The sequence below is a fragment of the uncultured Gordonia sp. genome (assembly GCF_937858515.1).
GTDB lineage: Bacteria > Actinomycetota > Actinomycetes > Mycobacteriales > Mycobacteriaceae > Gordonia.
Genome location: NZ_CALLZT010000103.1, coordinates 48,063 through 64,421, shown reverse-complemented (window position 1 = coordinate 64,421; position 16,359 = coordinate 48,063). Strand labels below are relative to the sequence as shown.

Below are 16,359 nucleotides of genomic sequence, written 5' to 3'. Positions count from 1 at the left end.
CCGGTTCCTGCGTCGCTTCGGCCTCGGGGATCAAGAGGGGTACCTGGCTTCTCTGTCGCTTCGGCCTCGCGGTTGAGGGGGCATTCGGTTGCAGTTGGTGGATCAGTCGGTGCGTAGGAGCATCACGCCGCTGGGGGTGAGGCCGCCGCTGGAGACCACGCCCACCTTGGCGCCGGCGACCTGCCGCTCGCCCGCGTCACCGCGGAGTTGGACGATCGCCTCACGCAGAAGGCCCATGCCGTGGGTGCGGCCGTGGGAGAGCTGTCCGCCGTGCGTGTTGAGGGGCAGAATCCCGTCGCGGGCGATGTTGTGGCCGCCGTCGAGGAAGTCCTTCGCCTCACCAATGCCGCAGAAGCCGAGTGCCTCGATCCATGACAGACAGTTGAAACTGAAGCCGTCGTACAGTTGCGCGATGTCGACGTCGGCGGGGGTGAGGGCGGTGCGGGTCCACAGGGGCGAGGCCGGGCCCAGGACCTGTGGCTCGTGGGTGGATGTGGACTGATCCCACGGTAACGGTTCCATGATCTGGGTGCCGACGGCCTCCACCCGGATCGGCTTGGAGGCAAGGTCGGGCGCGGTGTCGGCGGCCGAGACGATGACGGCGATCGACGCGTCGCACGGTACGTCGCAGTCGAGGAGTCCGAACGGGGTGGTGATGGTGCGGGCGGTGAGATAGTCGTCCATGGTGAGTGGATCGCGGTAGATCGCCTCGGGATTGAGGGCGGCGTTGGCGCGCTGATTGAGGGCGATCCAGCCGAGGGTTTCCTTGGTGGTGCCGTACTTGTGGAAATGCCGGTGCGCGGTCTGGCCGAGGGTGTGTGCCGCCGACGTCGCGCCGAACGGCATCGACCAGCCCATCAGTCCCGATGCCCGTCCCATCGCCGGTCGTGGCGCCCGGCCCTGTTTGATCCAGTCGTCGGAGGTGGACTGCCAGACGGTGCGGAAACACAGCACATGCCGCGCCAGGCCCGTCGCGACGGCCATCATCGCAGCGACCACAGAACCGCCGGGCCCGAATGTCTCGCCGCCGCCGTTGTACCAGGTCGGGTTGATTCGCAGTGCCGCTTCGAGCGCGGTCACACCGCCTTCGCTGTAGCCGCCTTCGGCGTTGCCGCCCGGATAGGTGGACAGCCCGTCGATGTCGTCGAAGGTCAGTCCGGCGTCGGCGACGGCCCGTTCGCACGCCTCGATGGCCAGAGCAAGCGGTTGCCGACCGAGACGACGGCCGATACTGGAGGCGCCGACGCCGCTGATGATGGCCTTGTCCTCGAACTTGGTGCTCGTCGCACGCGCCCGGACGCGTTTCGGATAGTCCTGCGGCGCGATCTCGTCGTCGGGGATCTCGCGGATGGCCGTGTCGTCGGTGCGTGGCCGGAACAGCGGGAACCACACATCGCCGGCGGTGTCGCCCTGCTGATCGAAGACCACCTCAACGGGCAGGCCGAGTTGTACGTCGCCGGGTTCGCAGCCGGTGATGCGGGTAGTCAGCCGCACGCGCGGGTCCTCATCGAGAGCCACCTCGGCGATCACATAGGGCGGGGTGATACCGGGTAGCGCGAACCGCTCATTGACGGTGTAGCCGAACACGATTCCGTTGCCCGAGAGCTCTTGCACGTGCTGATCCCAGGACCGGCAGCGCGGGCAGATCGGTTTGGGCGGATGGATGAGACCCGCACACGAATCGCATTGGAGAACGCGCAACACCCCATCCTTGCCCGACGTCCAGAAGAACTCGGTCTCTGGTGTCACCAGCGGCAGAATGGGGGGCGGCGCGTCAGTCATGGGGGTCCTCTCGGCACACGATCGGCATTTACGGTAAGGCTAACAGTTGCCGACGTCGGTCCGTTACCACCAGTCCCACGGCGGGTTCAGCTGACCGAGCGTGCCCGCACCAGCCCTCCGTCGGCGGGGATCATGGTGACGTTGCGGTGCTGTGGGCGTTCGGCCGGCCTGTCGGTGGTCTCCAGGTCCACCCTGCGCAGGATCTCGGTGACCACGGTGCGCATCTCGGCCATCGCCAGCGGCGCGCCAAGGCAGCGGCGGATACCGCCACCGAACGGCATCAGCGTGTGCGCGGTGGGTCGGACGTCGAAGAACCGGCTGGGATCGAACGCGAACGGCCGCGGGTAGAGATCGTCACGATGATGCAGTAACAGGACACTGACCAGCGCCGTTACCCCCGACTCGAGCTGTTGGTCACCGAACTGCCACGGCACCATCAGCGTCCGGGCGACGACCGGTACCACGGGCCGGGTCCGCATCGACTCGTTGAGCAGGGCGTCGAGGTAGTTGTCGTTGCCCGCCTGTACGGCCTCGCGGGCGTCGGCATACACGTCCGGATACCGGGTGAGGCGTTCGAAGGTCCACGCGACGGCGTTGGTCGTCGTTTCGTGGCCGGCCAGCAGCAGCGTGACCAGTTCGTCGCGGATCTCGCTGTCCGGCAGGGGTTCTCCGTCCTCATCCCGGGTATCGAGCAGGAGCTGGGTGATATCGTTACGGCCGCTGTCGTTCTCGCCTCGCCGCTCCGCGAGAACCTGGTAGAGCGCCCGATCAAGCGGACGCAGGACCATCTTGGTCAACCCGACGGGTGCCGACGAACGTGAGTTGAGCAATTGCGCGACGGTGGCGACGGGCGTGGCCGACCATCGCAACATTCGCAAAGTCGAATCACGCAGTGCCCGTTCGGCATCCGTTGCCGGAACACCGCCCGGTAGTCCGAACACGGCGGACATGATCACGTCGAGGGTGATCTGCTGGGCGATGTCTGCGACCGGCACCAACTCGCCTGTCGGCCATGCGTCGATGTGGGTGGCCGTGGCCGTGTCGATGCCGTCGCGATATGCGGCAACGGCTTTACCGTGAAACCGTGGCAGCAACATCGACCGCTGCCGGCGATGCCGCTGCCCGATCGAGGTCAGGACCGACTGGGAGCCGACGATGGGCGCCAAAGGTGACATCCTGGTCGCCGACGGTGCCAGTGCCGGGTCGGCCGTCATCAGTGCCTTGATGTGCGCCGGATGGGTCAGCAGCGCCACCCGCCCGGGACCGCCGGCCACCTGATAGCGCACGACACCTTGCCGGCGGGCTACGTCGGCGAAGAACATCTCCGACGGCCTGCGGACAATCCGAATGGACCGGATGACCGTACTCGGTGACATCGACGGCCGGGAAAGCACCGACCGCACATTCGACGGCGCGTCAGTGTGCAGCGGATAGGCGCGATCGTCCCCACCACCGATCCCGGACTCGTCGTCCGGCTCTGCCAGATGCCACGGCCGGGTGGCGCCGGGCACGGCGATCGAAGGTGCCGTCAGAAGATTCATTGTCAGAACTCCTTACGCGTCGTGATGGTGTCAACGGTAGATGGCGGCGGGGCGAATGACCGGAAGATGAGGCTGTGCAACCCGGATCTTCGTCCGCTCGGGACGGGGGTCACCGACCACCGCCTTGGAGTGCGCCGCTTCATGGCGGCGGCGGCGGCCGATGTCCGCCGCCGCGGCGTCGGCCTCGCGCTGCCGATAGTCCAGGCTTCCGCCGTCGTACGTGAGCCAGGCGATGACGAGGACCGCGGCAATACTGATCAGTACCCACCACATCGGATTCTCCTTCTCCCTCGGTCAGGAATCGCGGGGTTGCGTTTTCCGTCCGATCTCCACGCTATGAGGGATGTTTGCGCAGTTCAGCCACCCTCAGGCGGAATCGGTTCCCCTGCCGTGGGCGGACGGGTATTCCACCTGAGGGTGGAGGAATCGGGGCCGGTGCCGGGGTTAGACTCGACCGATGCGCTGGCTGCTCGGGCGATGTGAGGTCCTGTTCGACAGGCTGGGCTATGACTATCCGCCCAGCTACGTGCTCATCGCCGATGCCGCGTTGCTGGCGTTCTGTGCATCCGCGACGATTCAGCGGTACGTGTCCGGTGTGTCCGGTGCCGACTGGATAGTGCTCGGCGTGGTGTGGGTGATCGCGTTGTGGCTGACCGCCGGAGAACTGGCGATCTGCTCGCTCGACATATCCAGGGCGCCGATCATCTCGATGATGCCGGTGATGATCATCGCCGCGGTGGTCCTGTTCTGGTGCGTACCACTCGATGCCGGTGCCGCGCACGGTGATGTGGCGCCGCTGCTGCTGGTTCTGGGCGCGGCGATGTGCGCCACGGTCACCCCGATCAGGCTCGCGACCGTCCATTTGCTGATGTTCCTGACCGCGGTGGTCGCGGGCACCGCGGTCGGTGCCACGGACCTGGGGTGGATCATCGGCGGCATGATCGGACTGGGCTGGGCCACAGGATCTCTACTGCAAAAGCAACTGCAGCTGATGCATGCCGAACGCCGCGAACGCGCCAAGCAGTACGCGCTCGATCGTGCCGGGATCGCCGCCGAGGTCCACGACGTGGTGGCGCATTCGCTGAGCATCGTGCTGCTGAATGTGACAGCGGCCCGCCGGGCCATCGAATCCGGTCAGCACCCTGAGACCGACGGTGACATCGCCGAAGCCCTCGATGCGCTGCGCGATGCGGAGCGTCAGGGGCGGTCGGCGATGAGTGATGTCCGGCGCACCATCGAACTGCTCCGCAACGAGTCGACGCCCGAACAGGCGCAGCCGGGCCTTGCCGACATCACCGCGCTCGTCGATGGTTTCCGCCGGGCCGGGTCGTCGGTCACCGCGTGGGTACAACCGCCCGCCGTCGCGCTCAGCAGCGCCACCGAACTGGCGGTGTACCGGGTGGTGCAGGAATCGCTGTCGAACGCGTCCAAACATGCCGACGGTGCGCCGGTGAGTATCGCCCTCGGTCCCGGACGCGATTCGAAATTCATTGTGCACGTGTCGAACCCGGTCAAGGAAGGCAAACCAACGGGTGTCTCCGGGGGTTATGGTCTGGCCGGGATGACATCGCGGGTGGGAAATCTCGGCGGAACCCTGCGCGCCGGCGTCAACGATGGTCGCTGGTGTGTCGAAGCCGTCTTCGCCGCCGACACCGATGACAGCACGAACAGGACAACCGACGATACCGCGGGGGTGGGCACGTGAGCGAGGAGATCCGGGTACTGCTCGTCGACGATCAGGAACTGGTGCGTTCGGGTCTGCGGCGAATCCTGCGCCGTAAGGACGGGTTCGACGTGGTGGCCGAATGCGCCGACGGCGACGAGGTGCCGGCCGCCGTCGCAGCGCACTCCCCCGACGTCGTCGTGATGGATCTGCGGATGAAGCGGGTCAGCGGAATGGAGGCCACGCGACGCCTGCGAGCCCTGGCGACCGATCGTCACCGCGCGCCGCCGGTGTTGGTGCTCACCACCTTCCGCGACGAGGAGTTGCTGTCCGAAGCATTGCGGGCGGGGGCTGCGGGATTCGTGCTCAAGGAATCCTCAGCGGAGGAACTGATCCGGGCCGTCCGGCTCGTCGCGGTCGGTGAGTCGGTGCTCGATCCGGCGATCACCGCGTCCGTGCTTGACACCTACCGGAACGCGGGTTCGCCGTCGAAGGCCGACGCCGCGGCTCTGGGCCGGCTGACCGCCCGCGAACGGACCGTGCTGGAACTGATCGGCCGCGGCCTGACCAACGACGAGATCGCCGCAGAGCTGGTGATCTCGGTGGTGACCGTCAAGAGTCATGTGGGTGCTGTCTTCCGGGCGCTCGGTGTGCGGGATCGGGCCGCCGCGGTGGTCTTCGCCTTCGATCACGGGGTGGTCGCGCCCCGGGGTTGATCGGGTGCCGACGGTACCGCTGGTCACACTCGGCGGGAACCGGCCGCCGGCGGGTTTAGGGTGGGCGGCATGGCTATGGCAGATCGACCGGAAGTACTCACGGCGTCGGCCCCTATCACCGCGTTGTCGGTGGTCGGGCTTGCGGGGAATCTGCTCACTGGACTCGCGCAGGTCCCGCTGCGCCGGCCCTGGCAGGGCCCCTCGGGACTCCTGGACAACATCGGCCGGGCTGTCACTCGGCAGGTGGTCCGCTCCCTGATGGGGTATTCGATGGGCCTGCCGATCGAGGAGTTCAGGTCGATGGAGAAAGTGCTCGACGACATCTGTCAGATCGTCATGCCGCCGTTCGTGGGGCTGGCCAACGACGTCGAGATCACCGAGGATGTTGTGGGCGGTGTGCCCGGGCTGTGGTGTCGTGCCAAAGCCAGCACCGACGCCTACGTCGAGGACTGTGACCGTAAGGAACCGATCGGCGCAACCGGCCTCTACCTGCACGGCGGTGGTTACATCGGCACCTCCCCGATGATGTATTCGGCGTTCGCGGCGTCGCTGGTGCGGGTGACCGGCGCCGAGATCTTCATCGCCGACTACCGGATGGCTCCGGAGTTCCCGTTCCCGGCTGGTGTGCTCGATGCCGCTGCCGTGTATGAGGATCTCATCAGCCGCGGTGTGGCGCCGAATCATATTGTGGTGGCCGGTGATTCGGGCGGCGGTGGGCTGGCGGCGTCGTTGATGATCTACCTGCACGACAAAGGGGTACCCGCGCCGGCGGCTCTGGTGTTGTTCTCCCCCGAGGTCGATCTCGACTTCGACCATCCGTCGGTCGTCGACAACGCCTCGAAAGACATTCTGCCGTGGAGCATCCCGGTGACCCCGTACTTACACGGCCTGCAGCCCAACGACAAGCGGGTCTCCATCATGCACGCCGACCCTCACCCCGACTGGTTTCCGCGCACCTTCGTATGCTGGGGTGCCGACGAGATGCTGCGCGACGGTATCCGGGAATTCGTACAGCGTTTGCGCGACAACGGAATCGCCGTCTGGGCGATGGAGGAGTACGGCATGTTCCACGTCTTCCCCATCCTGATGCCATGGGCCGAGGCGTCCAAACGAGTGTTCCGTGTGCTCGATCGGCTCTCCCGTCGTCACGTCCGGTCCGACCCGAAGGCCCGCGCCACGCATTGACCTCAACGTTCGGCGATCAAGGTCGGTCGTCTGCGCGCATCGTTCCGATCGCACTCGCCGACGGCCGCCACAGCGTAGGTTTGGGCTGAACGTAATCAGGTGCCGTAGTAGGGAGTCCTTCCATGTCGATCGTCGTAGTCGCAACCATCACCCCCAAGCCGGGTGAGGAGGACGCCGTCCGCGACGCCATCCTCGCCGCGATCCCCAAAGTGCATGCCGAACCCGGTTGTGAGAAGTACGCCCTGCATGAATCGACCGGTGACGACACCTCGTTCGTGATGATCGAACGCTGGGAGTCGATGGAGGCACTCGCGGTACACGGCGCGGCGCCGGCCCTCGCTGAACTCGGCGCCGCCATCGGTGGCCTGCTCGCCGGACCTCTCGACGTCAAGACGTTCACCGCCTCACCCGCGGGTGACGCGGACAAGGGCGCGATCTAGCGCATCCCCGTCGGCCCGGCCCGGCGCGAGCACACGAAAAGCCGGATCCGGAACAGAACACGCGCCGGTGGTGTTGAGTGCAGGCATGGCAACCATTGATCTCAAGACCGCGGAATTCGATTCCACGGTCGCCGACAACGACATCGTGCTGGTCGACTTCTGGGCCTCGTGGTGCGGACCGTGCCGCCAGTTCGGGCCGATCTTCGAACGGGTCTCGGAGAAGTACCCGGACCTGGTGTTCGCGAAGGTCGATACCGAGGCCGAGGAGCAGCTCGCGGCCGGTGCGGGCATCAGGTCCATCCCGACGCTGATGGTGTTCAAGCAGGGGTACCTGGTGTTCAACCAGGCTGGCGCCCTGCCGCCGGACGCCCTGGAGAATCTGGTGAACCAGGTTATCGAGCTCGACGTCGAGAAGGCGCTCGCCGAACAGGGCTGAATTGTTCGGTTCCACACTGATCGCTCATACTGTAATGTCTTCGGTTAGCTCCACGGTGGCGCCTGCCGGTCGCTGCCGATTCATCTCACAGAAGGCGACCTCGATGGCCGATCAGCAGCAAGAACCGACCCTCGTCCAGAAGATCCTCACCAAGGTCGCGATCAAGGTCTACGAGATCAAGCAGAAATTCAGCAAGCCCGCGCAATAGTCGCAACACGCCGCCAGTCGAGACGGCCCGCATACCGAACGTGGATGCGGGCCGTTTGCGCTGGTCCCCACCGTGTGGCCGAAGGCACGCTTAGGTAGCGTGTACCCGGTGAAACTCAAGCATGGGATCGTTGTCTGTGTCGCCCTCGCCGGATTGCTGGCCGGCTGCGGATCGTCGGACTCCGACGACACCACCACGTCGTCGGCAGCCGCCGACGCCCCCGACACCAGCAGTCTGTCCTGTCCCACCGACGCTCCCGCTGCCGATACCAAACCCCAGTGGTCGATCGACGGCGAGACCGGAAAATTGGAGATGGCCGGATCGACCGACAGCGCCGGGCCGCTGATCAAGGTCACCAAACCGTTCACCGTCGCCAAGACAACGGTGCAAACGCTGACCGCGGGCACCGGTCCCGAGGTGTCCGACACCGCGACGGTGACAGTCTGCTACACCGGCGTCAACGGCCGTGACGGCAAGGTCTTCGACAGCGCCTACGAGCGCGGCGAGCCGACCTCGTTCGGTGTCGCCGGGGTCGTCGCAGGCTTCGGCAAGGCCCTGGTCGGTCAGAAGGTCGGGTCCACGGTGGGCGTGGCGATCATTCCCGCCGACGGCTACCCCGAAGGTCAGCCGGGCGCGGGGATCGAGAAGGGTGACACCATCGTGTTCGCCATCAAGATCCTCGCCGCCCAGTAGCACCGAACCGGTAGGTCGATCAGGACGGCTTCTGCTGGATCCGGACCATGTTCCCCGACGGGTCACGGACCGCGCAGTCGCGCAGGCCGTACGGCTGATCCATCGGTTCCTGAATGATCTCGACGTCACCGGCGGCCAACGTGTCGAAGGTGGCGTCGAGATCGTCCGAGGCCAGCAGCACACTCGCGTAGGTGCCCTTGGCCACCATCTCCTCGATCATCGCGCTCTCGGCTTCGGTAACGCCGGGATTGACCCCGAGTGGCGTCAGGACGAGCGCGGTGTCGGGCTGGTCGGGCGGGCCGACGGTCAGCCAGCGTTTGCCGTCGTAGCCCACGTCCAGACGCAACTCGAAGCCGAGCAGGTCCCGGTAGAAGCCGAGCGCGGCGTCGGCGTCGGTGTGTGGCAGGAAACTGGAATGAATGGTGACTGTCATGGGCTCGACGCTACGTGCGTGGCCGCGAGCCCGCTTCTCGATTCCTGACCGGTCGGGTGACCGTCTTGGCCACGCACGGCACCATGCCCTCAGTCGCGTCGGCATGCTCGCGCCGGTAGGTGCTCGGTGAGACCCCGACGAGTTCGGTGAACCTGGTGCTGAAAGTGCCCAGCGATGAACATCCGACGGCGAAACACACGTCGGTGACCGACATGTCGCCCCGCCGCAGCAATGTCATCGCCCGCTCGATACGCCGCGTCATGAGATACGAGTACGGCGCCTCCCCATAGGCTTTGCGGAATTCACGGCTCAGGTGGCCGGCCGACATGTGCACCCCGGCCGCAAGCGCGGCCACATCGAGGGGCTGCGCGTAGTCCCGGTCGATACGGTCACGCACCCGTCGCAACGCCGCCAGGTCGCGGGTCCGCTGCGTCGAGATCCCCACCGGCTACGCCCCGACGTAGTCGGCCAGATGGATGCCGGTCAGTGTCGAACGGGCGGCCACCAGATCGGCCGGAGTGCCCTCGAACACCACCTGCCCGCCGTCGTGACCGGCACCCGGACCCAGATCGATGATCCAGTCGGCGTGCGCCATCACCGCCTGATGGTGTTCGATGACGATCACCGACCTCCCCGAATCGACCAGCCGATCCAGCAGCCCGAGCAGCTGCTCGACGTCGGCCAGGTGTAGGCCGGTGGTCGGCTCGTCCAGGATGTACACCTGCCCCTTGTCGGCCATCTGCGAGGCCAGTTTGAGGCGCTGACGCTCGCCGCCCGAGAGTGTGGTGAGCGGCTGACCGAGGGTGATGTAACCGAGGCCGACGTCGACAAGTCTCTGTAAGATCTTGTGCGCGGCCAGGATTCGTGACTCACCCGCACCGAAGAACTCCTCGGCGCGGGCCACCGGCATTTCCAGGACCTCGCTGATGTTCTTACCGGCCAGGGTGTAGTCGAGGACCGCTGCGCTGAATCGCTTACCCTCGCATTCCTCGCAGGTGCTGGCCACCCCGGCCATCATCGCCAGGTCGGTGTAGATGACACCGGCACCGTTGCACGTGGGGCACGCCCCTTCGGAATTGGCGCTGAACAGTGCGGGTTTGACGCCATTGACCTTGGCGAAGGCCTTGCGGATCGGTTCGAGCAGACCGGTGTAGGTGGCCGGGTTGCTGCGCCGCGAGCCCTTGATCGCGGTCTGATCGACCCACACCACGCCCTCGCGCCCAGCCACCGACCCGGTGATCAAAGAACTCTTGCCCGATCCCGCGACGCCGGTGAGGACGGTCAGCACACCGAGCGGAATATCGACGTCCACGTCGCGCAGATTGTGCATGGTGGCCCCACGGACCTCGATGGCACCTGTGGCAGTACGTGTTTCGGATTTCAGGGTGGCTCTGTCGTCGAGATGCTGCCCGGTGAGGGTGCCGCTGGCGCGCAGGCCGTCGACGTCGCCGGTGAACACGATCTGCCCGCCCTCGGAACCGGCGCGTGGCCCGAGATCGACGACGTGGTCGGCTATCGCGATCGCCTCCGGTTTGTGTTCGACGACCAGCACCGTGTTGCCCTTGTCGCGCAACGCCAGCAGTAGCGCGTTCATGCGGGCGATGTCGTGCGGGTGCAGTCCGATCGTCGGCTCGTCGAAGACGTAGGTGACATCGGTCAGCGACGAACCGAGGTGCCGGATCAGCTTGGTGCGTTGCGCCTCACCCCCGGACAGCGTTCCCGACGGCCGCTCCAGCGACAGGTAGCCCAGGCCGATGTCGACGAACGAGTTCAGCGATGACGAGAGCGACGCTAGCAGCGGTGCGACCGACTCGTCGGCCATGGCACCGATCCATTGGGCCAGGTCGCTGATCTGCATGCGGCAGGCGTCGGCGATGTTGATGCCGTTGATCTTGGAGGATCGGGCGCCCTCGTTGAGGCGGGTGCCGTCGCAGTCCGGACAGGTTTGGAACGTGATGGCGCGGTCGACGAATGCCCGGATGTGTGGCTGCATCGCCTCGCGATCCTTGGACAGCATCGACTTCTGAATGCGTGGGATCAGGCCCTCGTAGGTGACGTTGATGCCGTCGACCTTGATGCGGGTCGCCTCCTTGTACAGGAGGGCGTCGAGTTCCTTCTTGGTGAAGCGCTTGATCGGTTTGTCGGCGCTGAAAAATCCCGACGCCCCGAAGATGCGCCCGTACCAGCCGTCGACGGTGTAGCCGGGAATGGTGATGGCGCCCTCGCTGATGGATTTGTTCTCGTCGTACAGGGCGCTCAGGTTGAAGTCGGATACTTTGCCCATGCCTTCGCAGCGCGGGCACATGCCGCCCACGACGGCGAAGTCCCGTCGTTCTTTGACCTCACGACCGCCTTTGGAGTAGCTGACCGCGCCGGCCCCGGATATCGACGCTATGTTGAACGAGAAGGCCTGCGACGACCCGATGTGTGGAGTTCCCAAGCGGCTGAACAGGATTCGCAGCATCGCGTTGACATCGGTGACGGTACCGAGGGTAGATCGCGGGTTGGCGCCGAGGCGCTCCTGGTCGACGATGATCGCGGTGGTGAGCCCTTCGAGGACATCGACGTCGGGGCGGCCGACATTCGGCATGAACCCCTGCACGAACGCGCTGTAGGTCTCGTTGATCATCCGCTGCGATTCGGCGGCGATCGTCCCGAACACCAGTGAGCTCTTTCCGGACCCAGACACCCCGGTGAACACCGTCAGTCGCCGTTTGGGCAGGTCGACATCGACGTTCTTGAGGTTGTTCTCGCGAGCGCCGAGCACCCGGATGGTGTCGTGGGTGTCGGCGGGATGAATCTGCTGCGGTCGGGCTGGCTGACGAGCGGGCATGGGGTCGAGCGTAGTACGCGGCGCCGGGAACGACCGCGATGTCAGGGACCCGACGACCCGGACGACCCTCGCCCCGACACCATCGACGCGCTTGCCGCCCATGCTGAGCATGTCCTATACGCGCTCACCGACGCTGGGTACCAGGTGACGCGGCTACCCGAGGCGATCGCCGAATCCGACACCGTCGAGAACCCGATCACGCCCGCCAAAGAGAAAGCAGCACTACTCCTTAGAGAGTACGCCGCGTACCAGCTCGCCCTCGAATACTCCCGTGCCCGTGGGGACGAGGGGTTGACCTTGACCATCGTGCTCGAGGACATCATGGCGGCAATCGAAAGCTGGCTGGAGCTGTAGCCCCTCAGGACGCCCTGCGCTTGGATACCTTGCGCAGGGCGTCCTTGTGTTCGGGGCGGATTCCCGTGCCGGGCATTGGCTGCCCGGCGAGCTTGAAGATATTCGTCGTCAGGCCGTCGACCATGTGCTTCGGTACCCCGTGGGCGCGGAGCTGTTCGTTCAGCGCTGTCCACGGGTGCGGGCTGGTCGCCCACCGGGCCCGACCCTCTCCGGCCCACCAGAGTTTCAGGCGGCGGGTCTTCGCATCGTCGTCAAGGTTCGAGGCGGCCATTCTGCGTCATCCACTCCGCCCTGAGTCGTGCGAAAACCTCAGCAGCTTCCGCCTCATCTTCGGGAGTTGGCATCATCGTCACTCCCTCAACGAACGTGACCTCCGATGGTGGCGGTGGGCCCATTCGGTAAGGGGGCCCAGACGCTGGCTCACCACTCATGTTGTCCCTTCGATTGGAGTAATCTGTCGCAGAAACACGACGTGGGTGCCATCGCCCCAAACGGCGACCTGCGCCGCGATTCGGAAGTCGCCCGTCGTCACGAACTCACCGACGTCATGCGCAATGTTACCCGCTCGCGCTCCTCGCCCAAGGATATACAGAACCGGGATCGTCGCGTCGTCAGGGATGCGCTGCTTCGCTCCAGGATTGAGTCCACCCTGGGTCGGATCGTGCGCGAAGTCGATCCCGATGCGCGACGAGCTGGCAAAGGATGACAGCGGGAGCGTGACGACTGAACCGCGCTGCATTGCGGCGACAGCCGCGGGGGTGGCTCTAGCTCCCCGGAACAGTTGGATGCCCGTAGCGGGCTGGTTAGCAATCGCGGACATGAGCGGCCCGGCAACAGCAAGGTCAGGATCGTCCATGTCGTCGGGCGTCAAACCCTCACGCTGCACGCGACGAGCAGACTCCCTGACTTCATCCACCGTTGTCGTAAATCGCCTTCGACGCCCAAGCCTTGGCCGCACGTTCCATCTGCTCGGCGCTCACGCGAGTGATCGGGGGCCAGGCCACGCGGGAACGGACGGGGTTGCGAGGTCGTCCAGCTTCTCGATACCGGCGACAAGGTTGGCGCGCTGCTGGGCGGTTAAGGAATCTGGAGCGGCAGCGTCGATGCACTGCTCGATGATCTGCCGACGATGACGCGGATCATACCCAGCCGTATACCGGAGGTCACGTAGGCGAATGCCGAGGTCTTCAACAACGTTGGCGACTACGTCCGGGTCTACGCCTGCAACAACGGGGCGAGCGAACCCTTCGTAAGGGTCGACGTCGTAAGTGTCCGCACGCCCCACAATCGTCCTGAGAAGGTCGGACGGATCAGGCTCATCCGCAGCAGCCGAGACCGTAGGCGGCTTGGGCGGCTCCCCCGGTGGCCCAGCACTCCCTGACGCAGGCACACCCTCCCGCACGTCCCGAGACTCCGGCACATGGTCGGCCGACCCGCCGCTCTCGTGCGACCCACCACCCCCGACCGACGCCAGCACCTTAGGTTTCACGGCTTTCGCCTTCGCGGGCTCGGGGCTCTTGACGGCCACCGCCTTGGTGGCGACATCGGCCACGTGCGCCGACCCCTTGCGGGTAGTGACCGGCTTGACCTTGGCGCTCTTGGCCTTGGCCGCGACGTCCGGCTTGTCGCCGGGTCGTCTCGTGGCTTCATGCCGTCGGGGCGGATAATCTCGCCGATCTTCTGGCCGAACTTCTTCTCACCCTCGGGGGTCTCCACTCTGGACGGCTCGCGCCCCGCAGCTTTCCGCATCGCCGACGAGTGCTTCGGGGAGAGCCTGCGGGGCCGCTCTCCGGGAATGGAATCTGCGCGCCCGACTCAGCGGGATCCATCCTCCGAACAGATGAATCTGATAATTATCAGATATCCGGGGAACCTTTTGGCTCCGGGCTGCGTCTGATCACCGGACAGCACCGAAGGGAAGGGAATCACGATGAGCAGTTGGCAGGATTGGTTCGGCGGAGCGGTGACTGGTTCGCTGGGTGGCGCTGTCACGGACGCCGTTGACGATCTCCTCGTTGTCGACGCGGACGAGGTCAGGGCGATCGCGCGCTGCTGGGAGGTCACGGCTGACGAGGTCGGGGGCATGACGTTCGACCCGCCCCGGCGGGTCACGGGGACCTCGAGCAGGGTGATCGCCGCGCTGCACGTCGCGGGTGATTCCGCCGCGGCGGCGGCCGACATGCTCGCCACGCAACTGCGATCGACGGCGGCCATCTGCCGCAACGGGGTGGCCACCTTGTCGGCCACCGACGAATCGGTGTGCTTGCCGATCGTGGGGCTTTGCTGATGCGGCCGACGTTGACCGAACTGCGGTCCTGGGCCACTCAATCGATCATCGACTCGGCGGGCCCGATCAGCACCGACGCCACGACCATCGGCGACAGCATCTCCATGGCCGCACTGGTACTCGACCGCGCGACCTGGCGGGGAGGCTCCCGTACCGGCGCGGACCAGGCTCTCACCACATTGCGCGACAGGGGAACCCAGTTGCGCAACATCCTCCTGCGGATTGCCGACGAGACCGCCGACGCAGGCGCCGACCTCCACGGTCGGCGTGAACGAATCCTGAGTTATGTCGCCGACATCCAGGCCGCCGGATATCGGGTGTCCGACACCGGGGTGGTCACCCACCCCGACGAATCCAACCGGCAGACCGCCGCGCGCCACACGCAGGCGATCGATCACGGACTCAATGCACTGGACGAGACCGACGAGCAGTACGGATCCACCCTGGCGGCCCTGAACAAGGCCGTACACGACCTCGCGTCCGGCGATGACACCGTCACCATCCGCGGCGGCGGACAGATCTCGCCGACCGACGCGATCAGCCTGCTCAAAGGCATGGACGTGGGCAAACGACGCGAGTTCTTCCTGTCGTTGAGCGAGTCCGACCGCGAACGCGTCATCACCGCCGACCCGAAGACGATCGCCGGTCTCGACGGCATCGACTTCCCGTCCCGGTTCGCCGCCAGTGAGATCAACATCCGCACCGAGATCGTTCGCCTGGAACGCGCAGGAAACCACAAGCGGGCCGACGCGCTGCGCCAACTGCTCGAACAGGCCGAGAACCCGGCGGCCGACAGCACCGCGCCCAAGTCCGTCGGCGACGACACCGACAGCGAACGCACGTTTCTGTATACCTCGGACAAGGGCAACGGCCACCTCATCGAGATGGTCGGTGAGCTGACACCCGAGACGCGCAACGTCACGGTCTACGTCCCGGGCACCGGCACCAAACTCGAAAGCATGGGTAGCAACGTCAAGGCCGCGCGCAATCTCGCGAAAGCCACCGGCGGCCCGGTGATCGTCTTCCTCGACGGCGACCTGCCGCAGAAGCTCGGCTATGAAACCGTCGGCAAGGAGGGACTGAAATCGCTGAAGGATTCGGCGGCCGACCCACGATTCGCCAAGGAGATGGCCCCCAGGCTGGTGGCGTTCGGCAAAACGCTCGACGCGGAGATCGACGCTGTCGCGCCCGGAGCCAAGACCACCTACATCGGCCACTCCTACGGTGGGTCGGTCGTCGGGACCGCCGAACAGCTCGGTTTGCGTGCCGACCGGGTGATCTACGCGTCCTCGGCCGGGACCGGGGCCCTCGACACCGGCTGGCACAACCCCAACAAGGACGTCGAACGCTACTCGCTGACCGCACCCGGCGACCCGATCCATTACTCGCAGCAACTGCCGTCGAACCCGCACGGCGGTGATCCCGACGCCACCGCCGGGGTCACCCGCCTGGACACCGGATACTACGGCCCCGACGAGAACGGCAACCGCACACCGGTCGCCGGAGCCGGCGGTCACGGAGACTATTGGAACGATCCCGGATCCGATGCGTTCAAGAACATGGTCAAGGTGATCCGGGGTGAGGAGCCCACGGCATACACCGAACGCGGATCCGACTATCCGATCGCGGCGGCGGTCGAGGACGTACTCGTCCCGACGACCAGATTCCACCTACCGCCCCTGGCACCCGTACTCGATCTCACCGACGGTGACCTCAACCTGCCGGGACCATTGCCCGACATCACACTGCCCTTCAAGCTCCGACTTCCCGGCCTGTCATGATCGCCTG

The 16,359-nt window shown here is 65.9% G+C and carries 17 protein-coding genes; 9 read left to right on the top strand and 8 right to left on the bottom strand.

The annotated features are described in order from the left end of the window. Positions 1-102: 102 nt before the first annotated feature. From Q0627_RS09560 to Q0627_RS09550, 3 genes are all read right to left on the bottom strand, one after another. Positions 103-1,782 carry a thiolase C-terminal domain-containing protein gene (locus Q0627_RS09560; RefSeq protein ID WP_298809307.1) on the bottom strand — a complete coding sequence of 560 codons (1,680 nt, stop codon included), beginning with the start codon at positions 1,780-1,782 and terminating at the stop codon, positions 103-105. Positions 1,783-1,868: 86 nt separating this feature from the next. Then, a complete protein-coding gene (locus Q0627_RS09555; protein ID WP_291013281.1) occupies positions 1,869-3,323 on the bottom strand; it encodes a cytochrome P450 in 1,455 nt (484 codons plus the stop codon). A 30-nt stretch (positions 3,324-3,353) separates the two neighbouring features. Beyond that, positions 3,354-3,596 (bottom strand): hypothetical protein, encoded by a 243-nt coding sequence (locus Q0627_RS09550; RefSeq protein ID WP_291013284.1) that lies wholly within the window; start codon positions 3,594-3,596, stop codon positions 3,354-3,356. Between the two features lie 184 nt (positions 3,597-3,780). Here Q0627_RS09550 and Q0627_RS09545 point away from each other — a divergent pair, with 184 nt between their 5' ends. From Q0627_RS09545 to Q0627_RS09520, 6 genes are all read left to right on the top strand, one after another. Further along, entirely contained in the window at positions 3,781-5,028 is a 1,248-nt protein-coding gene (locus tag Q0627_RS09545; RefSeq protein WP_291013287.1) for a sensor histidine kinase, read from the top strand. Next, positions 5,025-5,702 (top strand): response regulator transcription factor, encoded by a 678-nt coding sequence (locus tag Q0627_RS09540; RefSeq protein WP_291013290.1) that lies wholly within the window; start codon positions 5,025-5,027, stop codon positions 5,700-5,702. The genes Q0627_RS09545 and Q0627_RS09540 overlap by 4 nt, the downstream gene beginning before the upstream one ends. Positions 5,703-5,771: 69 nt before the next feature. Beyond that, the gene (locus tag Q0627_RS09535; protein ID WP_291013293.1) at positions 5,772-6,887 is read left to right on the top strand and encodes an alpha/beta hydrolase; all 1,116 of its coding nucleotides are present in this window, start codon (positions 5,772-5,774) and stop codon (positions 6,885-6,887) included. A 122-nt stretch (positions 6,888-7,009) separates the two neighbouring features. Further along, positions 7,010-7,327 (top strand): putative quinol monooxygenase, encoded by a 318-nt coding sequence (locus Q0627_RS09530; RefSeq protein ID WP_291013296.1) that lies wholly within the window; start codon positions 7,010-7,012, stop codon positions 7,325-7,327. An 85-nt stretch (positions 7,328-7,412) separates the two neighbouring features. After that, positions 7,413-7,763, top strand: coding sequence for a thioredoxin (trxA, locus tag Q0627_RS09525; RefSeq protein WP_291013299.1), 351 nt, complete (start codon positions 7,413-7,415; stop codon positions 7,761-7,763). A 316-nt stretch (positions 7,764-8,079) separates the two neighbouring features. Then, positions 8,080-8,664 (top strand): FKBP-type peptidyl-prolyl cis-trans isomerase, encoded by a 585-nt coding sequence (locus Q0627_RS09520; protein WP_291013302.1) that lies wholly within the window; start codon positions 8,080-8,082, stop codon positions 8,662-8,664. Between the two features lie 19 nt (positions 8,665-8,683). Here the strand turns inward: Q0627_RS09520 and Q0627_RS09515 are convergent, their stop codons facing one another. From Q0627_RS09515 to Q0627_RS09505, 3 genes are read right to left on the bottom strand one after another with little or no spacing between them, the layout of a single operon-like run. After that, positions 8,684-9,097: a VOC family protein gene (locus Q0627_RS09515; RefSeq protein WP_291013305.1), complete on the bottom strand. Its 414-nt coding sequence runs from the start codon at positions 9,095-9,097 to the stop codon at positions 8,684-8,686. A 10-nt stretch (positions 9,098-9,107) separates the two neighbouring features. Then, positions 9,108-9,542, bottom strand: coding sequence for a helix-turn-helix transcriptional regulator (locus tag Q0627_RS09510; RefSeq protein WP_291013307.1), 435 nt, complete (start codon positions 9,540-9,542; stop codon positions 9,108-9,110). Between the two features lie 3 nt (positions 9,543-9,545). Continuing rightward, complete coding sequence (locus Q0627_RS09505) at positions 9,546-11,930, bottom strand: excinuclease ABC subunit UvrA (RefSeq protein ID WP_298809304.1); 2,385 nt, start codon at positions 11,928-11,930, stop codon at positions 9,546-9,548. Between Q0627_RS09505 and Q0627_RS09500 the strand changes: the two genes are divergently transcribed. Then, entirely contained in the window at positions 11,892-12,284 is a 393-nt protein-coding gene (locus Q0627_RS09500) for a hypothetical protein (RefSeq protein WP_291013313.1), read from the top strand. The genes Q0627_RS09505 and Q0627_RS09500 overlap by 39 nt on opposite strands. Before the next feature lie 4 nt (positions 12,285-12,288). On the opposite strand, the gene Q0627_RS09495 is transcribed toward Q0627_RS09500, so the two are convergent. Together Q0627_RS09495 and Q0627_RS09490 are read right to left on the bottom strand one after the other, a co-directional pair. After that, on the bottom strand, positions 12,289-12,555 hold the full coding sequence (locus Q0627_RS09495) for a hypothetical protein (RefSeq protein ID WP_291013315.1): 267 nt from the start codon (positions 12,553-12,555) through the stop codon (positions 12,289-12,291). Positions 12,556-12,711: 156 nt separating this feature from the next. Beyond that, positions 12,712-13,155 (bottom strand): hypothetical protein, encoded by a 444-nt coding sequence (locus tag Q0627_RS09490; RefSeq protein WP_291013318.1) that lies wholly within the window; start codon positions 13,153-13,155, stop codon positions 12,712-12,714. A 1,059-nt stretch (positions 13,156-14,214) separates the two neighbouring features. Here Q0627_RS09490 and Q0627_RS09485 point away from each other — a divergent pair. Together Q0627_RS09485 and Q0627_RS09480 are read left to right on the top strand one after the other, a co-directional pair. Further along, positions 14,215-14,571 (top strand): hypothetical protein, encoded by a 357-nt coding sequence (locus Q0627_RS09485; protein WP_291013321.1) that lies wholly within the window; start codon positions 14,215-14,217, stop codon positions 14,569-14,571. Next, positions 14,571-16,352, top strand: coding sequence for an alpha/beta hydrolase (locus Q0627_RS09480; protein ID WP_291013324.1), 1,782 nt, complete (start codon positions 14,571-14,573; stop codon positions 16,350-16,352). Before Q0627_RS09485 ends, Q0627_RS09480 begins: the two co-directional genes overlap by 1 nt. Positions 16,353-16,359: the final 7 nt, after the last annotated feature.

What these genes read in the sequence shown, in the direction of transcription:
- Q0627_RS09515 (WP_291013305.1), bottom strand. Translation starts at nt 9,097, where the DNA reads ATGACAGTCACCATTCATTCCAGTTTCCTGCCACACACCGACGCCGAC.
- Q0627_RS09530 (WP_291013296.1), top strand. Translation starts at nt 7,010, where the DNA reads ATGTCGATCGTCGTAGTCGCAACCATCACCCCCAAGCCGGGTGAGGAG.
- Q0627_RS09495 (WP_291013315.1), bottom strand. Translation starts at nt 12,555, where the DNA reads ATGGCCGCCTCGAACCTTGACGACGATGCGAAGACCCGCCGCCTGAAA.
- Q0627_RS09480 (WP_291013324.1), top strand. Translation starts at nt 14,571, where the DNA reads ATGCGGCCGACGTTGACCGAACTGCGGTCCTGGGCCACTCAATCGATC.
- Q0627_RS09560 (WP_298809307.1), bottom strand. Translation starts at nt 1,782, where the DNA reads ATGACTGACGCGCCGCCCCCCATTCTGCCGCTGGTGACACCAGAGACC.
- Q0627_RS09500 (WP_291013313.1), top strand. Translation starts at nt 11,892, where the DNA reads ATGAATCTGCTGCGGTCGGGCTGGCTGACGAGCGGGCATGGGGTCGAG.
- Q0627_RS09550 (WP_291013284.1), bottom strand. Translation starts at nt 3,596, where the DNA reads ATGTGGTGGGTACTGATCAGTATTGCCGCGGTCCTCGTCATCGCCTGG.
- Q0627_RS09485 (WP_291013321.1), top strand. Translation starts at nt 14,215, where the DNA reads ATGAGCAGTTGGCAGGATTGGTTCGGCGGAGCGGTGACTGGTTCGCTG.
- Q0627_RS09535 (WP_291013293.1), top strand. Translation starts at nt 5,772, where the DNA reads ATGGCTATGGCAGATCGACCGGAAGTACTCACGGCGTCGGCCCCTATC.
- Q0627_RS09545 (WP_291013287.1), top strand. Translation starts at nt 3,781, where the DNA reads ATGCGCTGGCTGCTCGGGCGATGTGAGGTCCTGTTCGACAGGCTGGGC.
- trxA (WP_291013299.1), top strand. Translation starts at nt 7,413, where the DNA reads ATGGCAACCATTGATCTCAAGACCGCGGAATTCGATTCCACGGTCGCC.
- Q0627_RS09505 (WP_298809304.1), bottom strand. Translation starts at nt 11,930, where the DNA reads ATGCCCGCTCGTCAGCCAGCCCGACCGCAGCAGATTCATCCCGCCGAC.
- Q0627_RS09555 (WP_291013281.1), bottom strand. Translation starts at nt 3,323, where the DNA reads ATGAATCTTCTGACGGCACCTTCGATCGCCGTGCCCGGCGCCACCCGG.